The sequence below is a fragment of the Leclercia sp. 29361 genome, assembly GCF_011290365.1.
Classification (GTDB): domain Bacteria; phylum Pseudomonadota; class Gammaproteobacteria; order Enterobacterales; family Enterobacteriaceae; genus Enterobacter; species Enterobacter tamurae.
Map to the genome: position 1 here is coordinate 1,544,633 of NZ_CP049786.1, position 14,087 is coordinate 1,558,719.

A 14,087-nucleotide genomic window follows, 5' to 3' on the forward strand; every position below is an offset into this window, starting at 1 on the left:
GGCGGGCAACAAAACGCAGAAGGATACGCTACGCTTTGTAAATCACCCTGCGGCAAGCGTTTTTACCCCTTCTGCGGACGTCGCCACCATAACACCGGGGAAGCCCCTATGACCCTTAGTCATGAAGATGATGTAAAAATGCTGCTGTCTGCGTTTGAAGGACGTCTGGAACAACTGTTGCCCGAGGGAGAGCAAGAGGGCCAGGTCTATGCAGCCATGCGCGAAGCCACGCTTGTTGCCGGCAAACGAATGCGTCCTCTGTTGCTGCTGTTGGCGGCGACGGATATGGGCTACAAAACCGAGCAGACCGGTATTCTGGACCTGGCCTGTGCCATTGAGATGGTCCATGTCGCCTCCCTGATCCTCGATGACATGCCCTGCATGGACAACGCCATGCTCAGACGCGGGCGCCCGACGATTCACTATCAGTATGGCGAAAACGTCGCGATTCTGGCGGCGGTGGCGCTGCTGAGCCATGCGTTTTGCGTCATCTCACGCGCGCCTGCGCTGACCCACGAGGTAAAAGCGCGGGCGATGGCTGAACTCTCGGCGTCGGTGGGCCATATGGGGCTGGTGCAGGGACAATTTCGCGATCTGAATGAGGCCCGGCAGAGCCGTAATGCCGATGAGATCCTGCTCACCAATGAGCTGAAAACCAGCAGCCTGTTTAACGCTACCCTGCAGCTGGCAGCCATAGCGGCCGGCGCGCCGCCCCAGGTCAGCGAACGTCTGCGCTTTTTCGCCCGCGATCTCGGCCAGGCCTTCCAGCTGATTGATGACCTGACGGACGGCTCGTATGCCACCGGCAAAGATCCCCATCAGGATAAAGATAAATCGACGCTGGTCGCCGTACTCGGGGCCGAAAGCGTCTTCCTGCGCCTGCGCGAGCACGTGCGCAGCGCCGATCAGCATATCGCTACCGCCTGTCAGCCGGGAAATACCGCCCGGTACTATGTCCACGTCTGGTTTGAAAAACAGCTGACGCTTATCAGCCAGAGCCTGTCGTTATCCCTGTCGGAGTGTCAATGAGCAGCCTGTCGCAACGTAAAAGCGATCATCTCGATATCGTACTGAACCGCGCACTGGGCGCAAAAAAGTGTACTAACGGCTTTGAAAAATGGCGCTTCGGACACTGTGCCCTGCCTGAACTGCATCTTGATGACATCGATCTCACGACCAGGCTGTTTGGCCGAACCCTCAACGCGCCGCTGCTGATCAGCTCTATGACCGGCGGCACCCGCCGGGCGAGCCAGATCAATCAACATCTGGCCCTTGCTGCACAGGCGCTGGGGCTGGCGATGGGGGTTGGCTCTCAGCGCGTGGCGCTGGAGAGCGAGGCGAATTATGGCCTGACGGGAGAACTGCGATCCTTTGCCCCGGACGTGGTGCTGATGGCCAACCTCGGTGCGGCGCAAATCGCCGGGCCACGGGGTATCGACTATGCCAGACGTGCCGTAGAGACCCTGGCGGCAGATGCGCTGATTATTCACCTCAACCCGCTGCAGGAGGCGCTGCAGCACGGGGGCGATCGCAACTGGTGCGGGGTTATCGACGCCATTCATCAGACCGTCGAGGCGCTGCATGTGCCGGTGGTGGTGAAAGAGGTGGGCAATGGGCTTTCGGTCCCGGTTGCCCGTCAGCTGGCTGCCGCGGGCGTGGCGATGCTCGATGTCGCGGGCGCGGGTGGCACCAGCTGGGCGGCGGTAGAGGGCGAACGCGCCGTGACCGCGCACGACCGGGCGGTGGCAATGGCCTTTGCCGACTGGGGCATCCCAACCGCGACGGCCTTACAGGATCTGCATCAGGCGCTGCCCGATATGCCGCTGGTGGCCTCGGGCGGGATCGCCGACGGCATTGAGGTGGCAAAAGCGATCCGCTTAGGCGCCAGCGTAGTGGGCCAGGCGGCCGGGGTGCTGCAAAGCGCGTTGGTGTCCAGCGAGGCGGTCATCGACCATTTTCAGGTGATCATCGACCAGCTGCGCGTCGCCTGTTTCTGCACCGGGAGCGCAAACCTGGCCCAACTGCGGCAGGCCACGCTGGTGGCACAGTCGTAATGGCGCACGAGTGGGACATCATTCTGGCCGGCGGTGGGCTGGCGAACGGGCTGATCGCGTTACGGTTGCGCCAGCAGCGCCCGGAATTGCGCGTACTGCTTCTCGAGGCCGACAGCCAGCCGGGTGGGAATCACACCTGGTCGTTTCATGAGGGCGACATTACCCCCGGGCAGCACCAGTGGATTGCCCCCCTGGTGGCGCATCGCTGGCAGGGGTATGACGTCCGCTTTCCCGACCTGAACCGGACCCTGGCCGGGGACTATCTCAGCATCACCTCGGCGCGTTTTGCCGCGGTGCTGACCGAGGCCGCTGGCGATAACCTGCAAACCCACGCCGTCGTCACCGCGCTCACCCCGGAGACGGTGACCCTCGCTGACGGCACTACGCTTCGGGCCCGCGCGGTAATCGATGGCCGGGGATACACACCGGACAGGTACCTCAACACCGGCAGCCAGTCATTTCTCGGCCAGCAGTGGCGTCTGCGCCAGTCGCATGGCCTGACCCGGCCGATACTGATGGACGCCACGGTCAATCAGCAGGGGGGGTACCGTTTTGTCTATACCCTCCCGCTTTCCGCAACCGAACTGCTGATCGAAGACACTCACTACATTGACGCCGCCCGGCTGCATATCAGCGCCGCGCGGCAAAACATCGCTGATTATGCCCGCCAGCAGGGCTGGTGCCTGGAGAGCTTGGTTCGGGAAGAGCAGGGCCATCTGCCGATTATGCTGGCGGGTGATTTTCCGGCGTACTGGCAGGCGCGGGATAAGCAGCCATGCAGCGGCCTGCGCGCCGGGCTGTTTCATGCCACCACCGGCTATTCGTTGCCGCATGCGGTGGCGCTGGCCGAGGTCATTGCCGGCAGCGCGGATATCAGCGCGACCGCCATCTTTTCCGTCATTCATCGCTATGCCCTCTACCAGTGGCAGGCGCAGCGCTTTTTCCGCACCCTCAACCGCATGCTGTTTCTGGCGGGGGATGCCGATAAACGCTGGCAGGTGATGCAACGTTTTTACTCTCTTAACGAAGGGCTGATTGCCCGCTTTTACGCCGGGCAGCTAACCCTGGCCGATAAAGCGCGGATCCTGGCAGGTAAGCCCCCGGTCCCCGTCGGCGAAGCGATGCTCGCCATACTGAAACTCACTCCCCGGATGCGAGCGTTTCACCATGAATAAAACAGTGATTATTGGCGCCGGTTTCGGCGGATTAGCCCTGGCCATTCGGCTGCAGGCGCAGGGCATTGCCACACTTCTGCTGGAGCAGCGGGATAAGCCCGGCGGGCGCGCGTACGTTTATCAGGATAAAGGATTCACCTTTGACGCCGGGCCGACGGTGATCACCGATCCCAGCGCCATCGAAGAGCTGTTTACCCTCGCCGGAAAACGGATGGCGGATTATGTCGATCTGCTCCCGGTGACGCCGTTCTATCGCCTGTGCTGGGAGACGGGCGAGGTCTTTGATTACGACAATGTGCAGACCCGGCTGGAAGAGCAGATCCGACGTTTCAACCCGCGCGACGTGGAGGGGTATCGTAAATTCCACGCCTACTCCCGGGAGGTGTTTAACGAGGGGTATCTGAAGCTCGGCACGGTGCCGTTCCTCTCTTTTCGCGACATGCTCCGCGCCGGGCCGCAGCTTACCCGTCTGCAGGCCTGGCGCAGCGTCTACAGCATGGTCTCGCGCTTTATTGAGAATGAGCAGCTGCGCCAGGCGTTCTCTTTTCATTCGCTGCTGGTGGGGGGCAATCCGTTTGCGACCTCGTCCATTTACACCCTGATCCACGCCCTGGAGCGTGAGTGGGGCGTCTGGTTTGCCCGGGGCGGCACCGGGGCGCTGGTGCAGGGGCTGGTCAAGCTCTATCAGGATCTGGGCGGCGAGTTGCAGCTCAATGCGGAGGTAACCCGGCTGGTGGCCGAGGGCGAGCGCATTTCCGCTGTAGAGCTTAAAGACGGCCAGATCATCCCGACCGCGGCGGTGGCCTCCAATGCCGACGTGGTGCATACCTATGAAAAACTGCTGGGGCATCATCCGGTGGGAGCAGCGCGCGCGGCATCGCTCAAGCGTAAACGGATGAGTAACTCCTTGTTTGTGCTCTATTTTGGCCTTAACAAGCAGCACGATCTGGCGCACCACACCGTCTGTTTCGGGCCGCGCTATAAAGAACTGATCGACGACATCTTCAATAAGAACGCGCTGGCGGAGGATTTTTCGCTCTACCTGCACGCCCCCTGCGTGACCGATCCCTCCCTGGCACCGCCGGGCTGCGGAAGCTATTACGTGTTAGCCCCGGTGCCCCACTTAGGCACCGCGGATCTCGACTGGGAAGTGGAGGGGCCGCGTCTGCGCGACAGGATTTTCGCCTATCTTGAAGCCCACTACATGCCGGGGCTGCGCAGCCAGCTGGTGACCCACCGCATGTTCACCCCCTTTGATTTTCGCGACCAGCTGGGTGCCCATCTGGGCTCTGCCTTCTCTGTTGAACCGATCCTGCGCCAGAGCGCCTGGTTCCGGCCGCACAATCGCGACAGCCGGATCCCTAATCTTTACCTGGTTGGGGCCGGTACCCATCCGGGCGCCGGTATTCCCGGGGTGATCGGTTCCGCCAAAGCGACGGCAGGGCTGATGCTGGAGGCGCTTTCCCGATGAACACCACCCTGATGGATCACGCCACCGACACCATCGCCGTGGGCTCGAAAAGCTTTGCCACCGCGGCGAGGCTTTTTGACCCGGCGACCCGACGTAGCGTGCTGATGCTCTACGCCTGGTGCCGCTACTGCGACGACGTTATCGACGGCCAGGAGCTGGGATTTAACGCCACCCCTGTGGACAGCGCCCAGGCAGAGCGGCGACTGGAGATGCTCAAAAACCAGACTCTGCGCGCGTGGGAGGGGGGCGAGATGCATGAACCCGCCTTTGCCGCCTTTCAGGAGGTGGCCCTGGGCCACAACATCCCGCTCCAGCTGGCTTACGATCATCTTGATGGCTTTGCCATGGACGTGCGCGAGACCCATTACGAGACATTCGATGACAACCTGCAATACTGCTATCGCGTGGCAGGCGTCGTGGGGTTGATGATGGCCCGGGTGATGGGGGTACGCGATGACGCCGTGCTCGATCGTGCCTGTGATTTAGGCCTGGCGTTTCAGCTGACCAATATCGCCCGGGATATCGTCGAGGATGCCCGGGTTGGCCGCTGTTATCTCCCGGCCCAGTGGCTGGCAGAAGAGAACATCCCCCCGGAGGCGATTGCGACGCCACAGATGCGTCAACCCCTCGCGGGACTTGCCCGGCGGCTGGTGGCTGAAGCCGAACCTTATTATGCCTCTGCCCGTGCGGGGCTGGCGGGGTTACCGCTGCGATCCGCCTGGGCGATTGCCTCGGCGCACGGGGTATATCGCGAGATTGGTATGAAGGTGAGCGCCGCGGGCCCCCGCGCCTGGGATAAACGGCAGGGGACCAACGGTGTTGAGAAGGCGGGATTACTGCTGAAAGGCGCCGGGCTGGCGCTTACTTCTCGTTTGGCGACACAGGCGCCGCGTCCGGCCGGGCTCTGGCAGCGCCCGCGTTAGCCACACTGCGCGCTTTGCGCTGGCGTAACGTGGCCTGCAATTTTTCAATCGGCGGGGCATACAGAAAACCAAAGGAGACGCACTCCTCTTTGCCCCGTACCGCGTGGTGCAGGCGGTGTGCGAGATACAGGCGCTTGAGATAACCCCGGCGCGGGATATAGCGGAACGGCCAGCGCTGATGTACCAGCCCGTCGTGCACCATAAAGTAGAGTGCGCCGTAAGCCGTCATCCCGGCCCCAATCCACTGTAGCGGCCAAATGCCCCAGGTCCCCAGTGCAATCAGCACAATCGCCAGCACGGCGAACACCACCGCGTAAAGATCGTTAACTTCAAACCAACTTGTGCGCGGCTCGTGATGCGACTCATGCCATCCCCAACCCCAGCCGTGCATAACGTACTTATGCGCAAGGGCGGCGACTAACTCCATGGCGGCAATGGTTAATAGCACGATCACTGTGTTGTACAACGCGAGCATTGGTACTCCTTGGGCTCGGGGGGATTAGGATCTCAGGTATTAAGCGTAACACTTAAATGGGGGAAGGGTGGGGACGGGCGGGCTTGATTTATTGCCTGAACGGCAGGCAACAAAAAACCCATCAACCTTGAACCAAAACGGCGGGGTTGATGGGCTCCACAAATTGGGGACATCAAAGAAAAGCAGTGGCAATAGTTATGACTGACGTATGACAGAAAAGTTCTGCGCATCATGAAAATTTTTCGCCAATGCGCACATTTCTCGCTTATCCCAGCCCCGGCCAGATGATGATAATCAAGGTCCCCGCCAGGGTTAACAGCACGTTAGCGATGGCGTAGGTGCCCGCATAGCCCAGCGCCGGAATGTTGCTGCGTGCGGTATCGCTGATGATTTCCATCGCAGGGGCACAGGTACGAGCCCCCATCATGGCGCCAAACAGCATGGCGCGGTTCATGCGCAGCACGTAGGCACCGAACAGGAAACAGATCACCACCGGCACCAGGCTGACGATTAACCCGGCCACCAGCATCTGCCAGCCCACCGCGCCCAGGCTGTGGCCAATGCCGCTGCCCGCGCTTAAGCCGACGCCCGCCATAAACACCATCAGGCCAAACTCTTTCACCATGTTCAGCGCGCCCTGCGGGATATAGCCGAAGGTTGGGTGGTTGGCACGCAGGAAGCCGAGCATGATCCCGGCGAACAGCAGACCGGCGGCGTTACCGATGCCGAAGCTAAAGTTGCTGAACTGGAAGGTGATCATCCCGATCATCAGGCCGACAATAAAGAAGGCGCAGAAGGCCAGCAGGTCGGTCACCTGGCTGTGAATGGAGATAAAGCCGATGCGGTCGGCGACGGTCTTCACGCGGCGCGTGTCGCCGCTCACCTGCAGCACATCCCCCTTGTTCAGGACGATGTTGTCATCGATCGGCATCTCAATCTGGCTGCGGATCACCCGGTTGAGGAAGCAACCGTGATCGGTCAGCTTAAGCTGTGCCAGACGACGGCCAACGGCGTTGTGGTTCTTAACCACGATCTCTTCGGTGACGATGCGCATGTCGAGCAGGTCGCGGTCGAACACCTCTTTACCGTTACGGAAGCTCGGATCGAGACGAGCGTGCGCATCCGGGTAGCCCACCAGCGCAATGTCGTCGCCCATCTGCAACACCGCATCGCCGTCCGGGTTCGCCAGAATGCCGTTACGACGAATACGTTCGATATAGCAGCCGGTCTGGCGATAGATGCCCAGCTCGCGGAGATTTTTACCGTCCGCCCAGGCTACCAGCTCCGGGCCGACGCGGTAGGCGCGGATCACAGGGAGATAGACTTTGCGTTTGCTGTCGGTGTCCAGACCGCGCTCGCGGGCGATCTGCTGGGCGCTGGTCTGCAGATCCTGATGCTGCAATTTCGGCAGATAGCGTGCGCCGACGATCAGGCTCACCAGACCGATCAGATAGGTCAGGGCATAGCCGAGGCTGAGGTGATCCAGCGCCAGCGACAGCTGGGCGTTATCCAGCCCGAGATGGCGCAGCGTATCCCCGGCACCCACCAGCACCGGCGTCGAGGTCATCGACCCGGCCAGCATGCCTGCCGTCAGGCCGATATCCCAGCCAAACAGTTTGCCTAATCCCAGGGCGATAAGCAGGGCGCTGCCCACCATTACCAGCGCCAGCATCAGATAATTTTTGCCGTCGCGGAAGAAAATAGAAAAAAAGTTGGGTCCAGCTTCGACACCGACACAAAAAATAAACAGCATAAAGCCCAGGTTCAGGGCGTCGGTGTTAATACTGAAATGCTGCTGGCCTAATAATAACGAAACGACTAAAACGCCAATAGAATTACCGAGTTGGATCGACCCGAGACGTAATTTACCCAGGCAAAGACCCAGAGCCAGTACCACAAATAATAACAGGATGTAATTCCCGTTTAACAATTCTGCGACGTTTATGTTCACGGAGGATAACTTTTCGTTTACCAGTAAGTGGTTGAAGGGGTGGGATATTTAGGCTACTGTTTTGCACTGTAAGAGGAGGTAGGTCCCTCCCGATCGCGTATTATAATATATCCCACAAAGTAATATCAAACTATTAGTTAATTTTTAACAAATATCACCCTTTGATAGCGATGACGAAAAGACGTGCTGATTTTGGCAAGGAATGCCGGGTGACTCAACTAATTGGCGTCCACGGGACGAAAAAAGTATTTGTCCGAAATGGCAGGGGGATAGATTGAATATTAAACGTAACTGGTCTGGAGTGGCTTGCTGCTTTTTACTCTTCACTGCGGTGTGCGTCAGTCTGACGTTCAAACTGAAGGGGGCGTTTTTTTCTGCGGGTTACCCTGGGCTGGGATTACTTTTCTTCACTGTGCCGGGGATCGCTGCCAGCTTCTTCTCCCGCGGGGGAGAGGTGATCAGGCCGCTGATGGGGGCTATCCTCGCCGCGCCGGTCTGCCTGGTCGTGATGCGGATGATGTTTATCTCTTCACGGACGCTGGTGCAGGAACTGGCCTGGCTGCTGAGTGGGATCTTCTGGTGTGCGTTAGGTGCGCTGTGCTTTCTGTTTGTACGCCGGGCGCTGGAACATCGCCGTGTGAAAGTAAAAACGCCCTCAGAGTGAGGGCGTGAACGGCTTACTGGGCTGCGAACAGGCCCAGGTGCTCTTTGGCGTAGGCTTCAAAATCGGTAAAGCCGCCGATGTGGGTCTGGTCGAGGAAAATCTGCGGAACGGTTTCAACCGGCTTACCCACTGTCTGTTCCAGGTCGGCTTTGGAGATGCCTTCCGCATGAATGTCCACGTAGCGGTAGTTAAAATCTTCACGCTCAGCGGTCAGTTTTTCTGCCAGATCTTTTGCGCGCACGCAGTAAGGGCAACCCGGACGACCAAAAATCACTGCAAACATGTTTTCTCTCCTGAAACTAAGCCAGACGGCGAATGACGCTATATTGCCGATAACTATCGGTAATGGAAAGCAGGTTCTGCCTGTTACATTGATATCTTCAGGCTATGTTTGGCCAATTACAGCCTCCTTTTCTTTGCCTATACTGGCCACATGTCAGTAACGCCCGTAAAGAGAGAGAAGATGACGCCAGTAATTGATCTGCTACGTTCCCACCGCTCCATTCGCCATTTCACCGACCAACCCATCAGCGATGCGCAGCGCGAGGCCATTATTGCCGGCGCACAGGGCACCTCCAGCTCCAGCTTCCTGCAGTGCAGCTCCATTATCCGCATCACCGACCCCGCGATGCGCGAACAGCTGGTGACCCTCACCGGCGGACAACAGCACGTCGCCCAGGCGGCGGAGTTCTGGGTGTTCTGCGCCGACTTCAACCGTCATCTGCAAATCTGCCCTGAGGCGCAGCTCGGCCTGGCAGAGCAACTGCTGCTCGGCGTGGTGGATACCGCGATGCTGGCGCAGAACGCGATGACGGCGGCTGAGTCGCTGGGGCTGGGTGGCGTCTACATCGGCGGCATCCGCAACAGCATTGAGGCGGTAACCGAACTGCTGCAGCTGCCGAAGCACGTCCTGCCGCTGTTTGGCCTGTGCCTTGGCTGGCCGGCGGATAACCCGGACGTCAAGCCGCGCCTGCCTGCGGCGATGGTGGTGCATGAAAATCACTACCAGCCGGTTGATCAAGAGGTGCTGGCGCAGTACGACGAAGAGCTGGCGAACTACTACCTTAGCCGTGCGACCAATAATCGCCGCGATACCTGGAGCGACCATATCCGGCGCACCATCATCAAAGAGAACCGTCCGTTTATCCTCGATTATTTGCATAAACAGGGCTGGGCGACGCGATAAGTCCATTCATCCTGCGCCTGCCTGCGTGTATGATACGCAGGCTTTTACGGATCATGTCTGAGAGGTGCAGGGTGAAAATTGCCATATTGTCCCGGGATGGAACGCTCTGGTCGTGTAAACGGCTGCGTGAAGCGGCGGAGCGGCGCGGCCATCAGGTGGAAATCCTCGATCCGCTCTCCTGCTATATGAATATCAGCCCGGCGGCCTCCTCCATTCACTATAAAGGGCGTCAGCTGCCGCACTTCGACGCGGTTATCCCGCGCATCGGCTCGGCAATCACCTTTTATGGCACCGCCGCGCTGCGCCAGTTTGAGCTGCTCGGCAGCTATCCTCTGAATGAATCCGTGGCGATCACCCGGGCGCGTGACAAACTCCGCTCCCTGCAGCTGCTGGCTCGCCAGGGGATTGACCTGCCCATCACCGGCATTGCCCACTCTCCCGACGACACCAGCGATCTGATCGAGATGGTGGGCGGGGCGCCGCTGGTGGTCAAGCTGGTCGAGGGCACCCAGGGAATTGGCGTGGTGCTGGCGGAAACCCGTCAGGCGGCAGAGAGCGTTATTGATGCGTTTCGTGGCCTGAACGCGCACATTCTGGTGCAGGAGTATATCCAGGAGGCGAAAGGGCGCGACATTCGCTGCCTGGTAGTGGGCGATGAAGTGGTTGCTGCCATCGAGCGCCAGGCCAAAGAGGGCGATTTTCGCTCCAACCTGCACCGGGGCGGCGTTGCCCGGGTGGCAGAGATCACCTCGCGCGAGCGGGAGATCGCATTGAAGGCCGCGCAGACCCTGGGGCTCGATATTGCCGGGGTCGATATCCTACGTGCCGATCGCGGACCGCTGGTGATGGAAGTTAACGCCTCACCGGGGCTGGAAGGCATTGAGAAAACCACCGGGGTTGATATCGCCGGAAAGATGATCGGCTGGATAGAGCGCCAGGCCACGCCGGAGTTTTGCCTGAAAACGGGCGGATAACTCACCTGCCACGCACTGTTATTTTTTTAAGGGGTTCCACCGTTATGGATTCACTCGTAGTACCGACACTTGATACCTTGCGCCACTGGCTCGACAACATGGGCATCAGCTTTTTTGAATGCGATACCTGCCAGGCGCTGCACCTGCCGCACATGCAAAATTTTGACGGGGTGTTTGATGCCAAGCTCGATCTGATTAATGACGTCATTCTTTTTTCGGCGCTGGCAGAGGTCAAACCCTCGGCGTTACTGGCCTTAGCATCGGATTTATCCGCCATCAATGCCAGTTCTTTGACCGTGAAAGCATTTCTCGATATACAGGATGATAATCTGCCAAAACTGGTGGTTTGCCAGTCTTTCTACGCAGCCGTCGGGCTGACCTTCCCGCAGTTTGCCGCCTTCATGCAGCAGAGCGAAGAGCAGATCTCAATGGTGATGCTTGAAGCCAGCGCCCATCATCTGCTCTACAACGCCGAAGAGGGCGTTGAGCAACCTGAATCTTCGGGCAATTTTCTGCACTAACGCTGTCTGACTTTTAGGCAGTCGCTGTCGTGGCGGCTGCATAACACCCTCGTTTGTGCTGGCTTTAACCTTTCTTTAAAGAATTATTCACCGCCATCCCGCCAATTCGGCTTATCACATAGACACTTCCTGCATAAAAAATTGTTAAAAGGCGTTTTTTAATCTGAGCTATAGCTACGGAGACAAGCTACAGTTTATTCTTGCGATGCTGTTAAATGCGAGCAGATACCGCCACCTGAGTAACATCTTCTGCTGCAGGCAGAGTGATAAATTATGCACGTTTCTTGCATAGGCTAAGAGTGTTCATTTTTAGCGCGTTTGTTAACGCGCTTTCAGAAGGATTAACGCTATGATCGCTTTACATAAAAAATGGTTATCGGGTCTGGTTGCAGGTGCTCTGATGGCTGTCTCTGCCGGCACGCTTGCTGCGGAACAAAAAACGCTGCATATCTATAACTGGTCTGATTATATTGCGCCGGATACCGTCGCCAATTTTGAAAAAGAGACCGGGATTAAAGTCGTTTATGACGTCTTCGATTCCAACGAAGTGCTGGAAGGCAAACTGATGGCGGGCAGCACCGGCTTCGACCTGGTGGTACCGTCAGCCAGCTTCCTTGAGCGTCAGCTCTCTGCCGGCGTGTTCCAACCGCTGGATAAAAGCAAACTGCCGGACTGGAAAAACCTCGACCCCGAGCTGCTGAAGCTTATCGCCAAACACGATCCGGACAACAAGTACGCCATGCCGTACATGTGGGCCACCACCGGCATCGGCTATAACGTTGAAAAAGTTAAAAAAGCGCTTGGTGAAGATGCGCCGGTGAACAGCTGGGATCTGGTGCTCAAACCTGAGAACCTCGAGAAGCTGAAAAGCTGTGGCGTGTCCTTCCTCGATGCCCCGGAAGAGGTATTTGCCACCGTCCTGAACTACCTCGGCAAAGATCCGAACAGCACCAAAGCGGATGACTATACCGGCCCGGCAACCGATCTGCTGCTGAAGCTGCGTCCCAATATCCGTTACTTCCACTCGTCCCAGTACATTAACGACCTGGCGAACGGCGATACCTGCGTAGCCATCGGCTGGGCAGGGGATGTGCTGCAGGCGGCGAACCGCGCTAAAGAAGCGAAAAATGGCGTGAATATCGCTTATTCAATCCCGAAAGAGGGGGCGATGGCCTTCTTTGACGTCTTCGCGATGCCTGCTGATGCGAAAAACAAAGACGAAGCCTATCAGTTCCTGAACTACCTGCTGCGTCCGGACGTTATTGCTCATATCTCTGACCACGTCTTCTATGCCAACGGTAACAAAGAGGCCACAAAGCTGGTCAGCGCCGAAGTGCGTGATAACCCGGGCATCTACCCCCCAGCCGACGTGCGCGCCAAGATGTTCACCCTGAGCGTTCAGGAACCGAAAATCGACCGCGTTCGTACCCGTGCGTGGACCAAAGTGAAAAGCGGTAAATAACCGCTCCTCGTAGGCCGGGCAAGCGTAGCGCCCCCGGCAACAGGCGCACCGTTCTGGTGCGCCTGCACCAGTTTGATTGATGCCGGAGAGCACCCCGTGAACGACGCGATCCCCCGCCCGCAGGCGAAAACCCGTAAAGCGCTGACCCCGCTGCTGGAAATCCGTAACCTGACCAAATCCTTTGATGGTCAGAATGCCGTGGATGATGTCAGCCTGACTATCTACAAAGGCGAAATTTTTGCCCTGCTGGGCGCATCTGGCTGCGGGAAATCGACGTTGCTGCGCATGCTGGCCGGGTTTGAACAACCCAGCACCGGGCAGATTATGCTCGACGGCGTCGACCTCTCTCAGGTGCCGCCGTATCAGCGTCCGATCAATATGATGTTCCAGTCTTACGCGCTGTTCCCGCACATGACCGTGGAACAGAACATCGCCTTTGGCCTGAAGCAGGACAAACTGCCAAAGGCCGACATCACCGCCCGCGTGGCCGAAATGCTGAGCCTGGTGCACATGCAGGAGTTTGCGAAGCGTAAGCCGCACCAGCTCTCGGGCGGCCAGCGTCAGCGCGTGGCCCTGGCCCGCAGTCTGGCGAAACGGCCAAAACTGCTGCTGCTGGATGAACCCATGGGGGCACTGGATAAAAAACTGCGCGACCGCATGCAGCTGGAAGTGGTGGATATTCTCGAGCGCGTCGGCGCCACCTGCGTGATGGTGACCCATGACCAGGAAGAGGCGATGACTATGGCCGGGCGCATCGCGATCATGAACCGCGGTAAATTCGTGCAGATTGGCGAGCCGGAAGAGATCTACGAGCACCCGACCACCCGCTACAGCGCCGAATTTATCGGCTCCATGAACGTGTTTGAAGGGCTGCTGAAAACGCGTGAAGAGGATGGCCTGGTCATCGACTCGCCGGGGCTGATCCACCCCCTGAAGGTCGCTGCCGACAACTCGGTGGTGGACAACGTCCCGGTGTACGTGGCGCTGCGCCCGGAAAAAATCACCCTCTGCGACGTACCGCCTGCCGATGGCTATAACTTTGCCATCGGAGAGGTGGTGCACATCGCCTATCTCGGCGATCTCTCCATCTATCACGTCCGGCTGAAGAGCGGGCAGATGATCAGCGCCCAGCTGCAGAACACTTACCGCTACCGCAAAGGGCTACCAACCTGGGGTGACGAAGTGCAGTTGTGCTGGGAAGCGGACAGCTGCGTTGTACTGACAGTATAAG

At 58.7% G+C, this 14,087-nt stretch carries 14 protein-coding genes; 11 read left to right on the forward strand and 3 right to left on the reverse strand.

Going from position 1 to position 14,087, the window contains the following annotated elements:
- The first annotated feature begins 108 nt into the window (after positions 1 to 108).
- Genes G7090_RS07285 through crtB form a run of 5 tightly spaced genes read left to right on the forward strand, consistent with a single transcriptional unit; the run spans position 109 to position 5,623 of the window.
- Positions 109 to 1,029 carry a polyprenyl synthetase family protein gene (locus tag G7090_RS07285; protein WP_166181964.1) on the forward strand — a complete coding sequence of 307 codons (921 nt, stop codon included), beginning with the start codon at positions 109 to 111 and terminating at the stop codon, positions 1,027 to 1,029.
- The gene (fni, locus tag G7090_RS07290) at positions 1,026 to 2,054 is read left to right on the forward strand and encodes a type 2 isopentenyl-diphosphate Delta-isomerase (protein ID WP_207630102.1); all 1,029 of its coding nucleotides are present in this window, start codon (positions 1,026 to 1,028) and stop codon (positions 2,052 to 2,054) included. The genes G7090_RS07285 and fni overlap by 4 nt, the downstream gene beginning before the upstream one ends.
- Positions 2,054 to 3,229: a lycopene beta-cyclase CrtY gene (gene crtY, locus G7090_RS07295; RefSeq protein ID WP_166181966.1), complete on the forward strand. Its 1,176-nt coding sequence runs from the start codon at positions 2,054 to 2,056 to the stop codon at positions 3,227 to 3,229. The genes fni and crtY overlap by 1 nt, the downstream gene beginning before the upstream one ends.
- Positions 3,222 to 4,700 (forward strand): phytoene desaturase, encoded by a 1,479-nt coding sequence (locus tag G7090_RS07300; RefSeq protein WP_166181967.1) that lies wholly within the window; start codon positions 3,222 to 3,224, stop codon positions 4,698 to 4,700. The genes crtY and G7090_RS07300 overlap by 8 nt, the downstream gene beginning before the upstream one ends.
- On the forward strand, positions 4,697 to 5,623 hold the full coding sequence (gene crtB, locus G7090_RS07305) for a 15-cis-phytoene synthase CrtB (protein WP_166181968.1): 927 nt from the start codon (positions 4,697 to 4,699) through the stop codon (positions 5,621 to 5,623). Before G7090_RS07300 ends, crtB begins: the two co-directional genes overlap by 4 nt.
- Here the strand turns inward: crtB and G7090_RS07310 are convergent.
- Both G7090_RS07310 and G7090_RS07315 read right to left on the reverse strand, forming a co-directional pair.
- Positions 5,562 to 6,098, reverse strand: coding sequence for a sterol desaturase family protein (locus G7090_RS07310; RefSeq protein ID WP_166181969.1), 537 nt, complete (start codon positions 6,096 to 6,098; stop codon positions 5,562 to 5,564). The two genes, crtB and G7090_RS07310, sit on opposite strands and share 62 nt — an antisense overlap.
- A gap of 265 nt (positions 6,099 to 6,363) precedes the next feature.
- On the reverse strand, positions 6,364 to 8,049 hold the full coding sequence (locus tag G7090_RS07315) for an aspartate:alanine antiporter (protein ID WP_039029554.1): 1,686 nt from the start codon (positions 8,047 to 8,049) through the stop codon (positions 6,364 to 6,366).
- Between the two features lie 274 nt (positions 8,050 to 8,323).
- On the opposite strand from G7090_RS07315, the gene G7090_RS07320 reads away from it, so the two are divergent.
- Entirely contained in the window at positions 8,324 to 8,713 is a 390-nt protein-coding gene (locus G7090_RS07320) for an inner membrane protein YbjM (RefSeq protein ID WP_106992518.1), read from the forward strand.
- 13 nt (positions 8,714 to 8,726) lie between these two features.
- On the opposite strand, the gene G7090_RS07325 is transcribed toward G7090_RS07320, so the two are convergent.
- Positions 8,727 to 8,996, reverse strand: coding sequence for a GrxA family glutaredoxin (locus G7090_RS07325; RefSeq protein ID WP_032617267.1), 270 nt, complete (start codon positions 8,994 to 8,996; stop codon positions 8,727 to 8,729).
- Positions 8,997 to 9,176: 180 nt separating this feature from the next.
- On the opposite strand from G7090_RS07325, the gene nfsA reads away from it, so the two are divergent.
- The 5 genes from nfsA (at position 9,177) to potG (ending at position 14,086) form a co-directional block, all read left to right on the forward strand.
- Positions 9,177 to 9,899: an oxygen-insensitive NADPH nitroreductase gene (gene nfsA, locus G7090_RS07330; protein WP_166181970.1), complete on the forward strand. Its 723-nt coding sequence runs from the start codon at positions 9,177 to 9,179 to the stop codon at positions 9,897 to 9,899.
- A 71-nt stretch (positions 9,900 to 9,970) separates the two neighbouring features.
- Positions 9,971 to 10,873: a 30S ribosomal protein S6--L-glutamate ligase gene (rimK, locus tag G7090_RS07335; protein ID WP_106992520.1), complete on the forward strand. Its 903-nt coding sequence runs from the start codon at positions 9,971 to 9,973 to the stop codon at positions 10,871 to 10,873.
- A 44-nt stretch (positions 10,874 to 10,917) separates the two neighbouring features.
- Positions 10,918 to 11,394 carry a YbjN domain-containing protein gene (locus tag G7090_RS07340; RefSeq protein WP_166181971.1) on the forward strand — a complete coding sequence of 159 codons (477 nt, stop codon included), beginning with the start codon at positions 10,918 to 10,920 and terminating at the stop codon, positions 11,392 to 11,394.
- Positions 11,395 to 11,743: 349 nt separating this feature from the next.
- Positions 11,744 to 12,856, forward strand: a complete 1,113-nt coding sequence (gene potF / locus G7090_RS07345) for a spermidine/putrescine ABC transporter substrate-binding protein PotF (RefSeq protein ID WP_166181972.1) — start codon at positions 11,744 to 11,746, stop codon at positions 12,854 to 12,856.
- A 96-nt stretch (positions 12,857 to 12,952) separates the two neighbouring features.
- The gene (gene potG, locus G7090_RS07350) at positions 12,953 to 14,086 is read left to right on the forward strand and encodes a putrescine ABC transporter ATP-binding subunit PotG (protein ID WP_166181973.1); all 1,134 of its coding nucleotides are present in this window, start codon (positions 12,953 to 12,955) and stop codon (positions 14,084 to 14,086) included.
- Position 14,087: the final 1 nt, after the last annotated feature.

What these genes read in the sequence shown, in the direction of transcription:
- potF (WP_166181972.1), top strand. Translation starts at nt 11,744, where the DNA reads ATGATCGCTTTACATAAAAAATGGTTATCGGGTCTGGTTGCAGGTGCT.
- G7090_RS07310 (WP_166181969.1), bottom strand. Translation starts at nt 6,098, where the DNA reads ATGCTCGCGTTGTACAACACAGTGATCGTGCTATTAACCATTGCCGCC.
- G7090_RS07300 (WP_166181967.1), top strand. Translation starts at nt 3,222, where the DNA reads ATGAATAAAACAGTGATTATTGGCGCCGGTTTCGGCGGATTAGCCCTG.
- G7090_RS07285 (WP_166181964.1), top strand. Translation starts at nt 109, where the DNA reads ATGACCCTTAGTCATGAAGATGATGTAAAAATGCTGCTGTCTGCGTTT.
- crtB (WP_166181968.1), top strand. Translation starts at nt 4,697, where the DNA reads ATGAACACCACCCTGATGGATCACGCCACCGACACCATCGCCGTGGGC.
- nfsA (WP_166181970.1), top strand. Translation starts at nt 9,177, where the DNA reads ATGACGCCAGTAATTGATCTGCTACGTTCCCACCGCTCCATTCGCCAT.
- G7090_RS07340 (WP_166181971.1), top strand. Translation starts at nt 10,918, where the DNA reads ATGGATTCACTCGTAGTACCGACACTTGATACCTTGCGCCACTGGCTC.
- G7090_RS07325 (WP_032617267.1), bottom strand. Translation starts at nt 8,996, where the DNA reads ATGTTTGCAGTGATTTTTGGTCGTCCGGGTTGCCCTTACTGCGTGCGC.
- fni (WP_207630102.1), top strand. Translation starts at nt 1,026, where the DNA reads ATGAGCAGCCTGTCGCAACGTAAAAGCGATCATCTCGATATCGTACTG.
- crtY (WP_166181966.1), top strand. Translation starts at nt 2,054, where the DNA reads ATGGCGCACGAGTGGGACATCATTCTGGCCGGCGGTGGGCTGGCGAAC.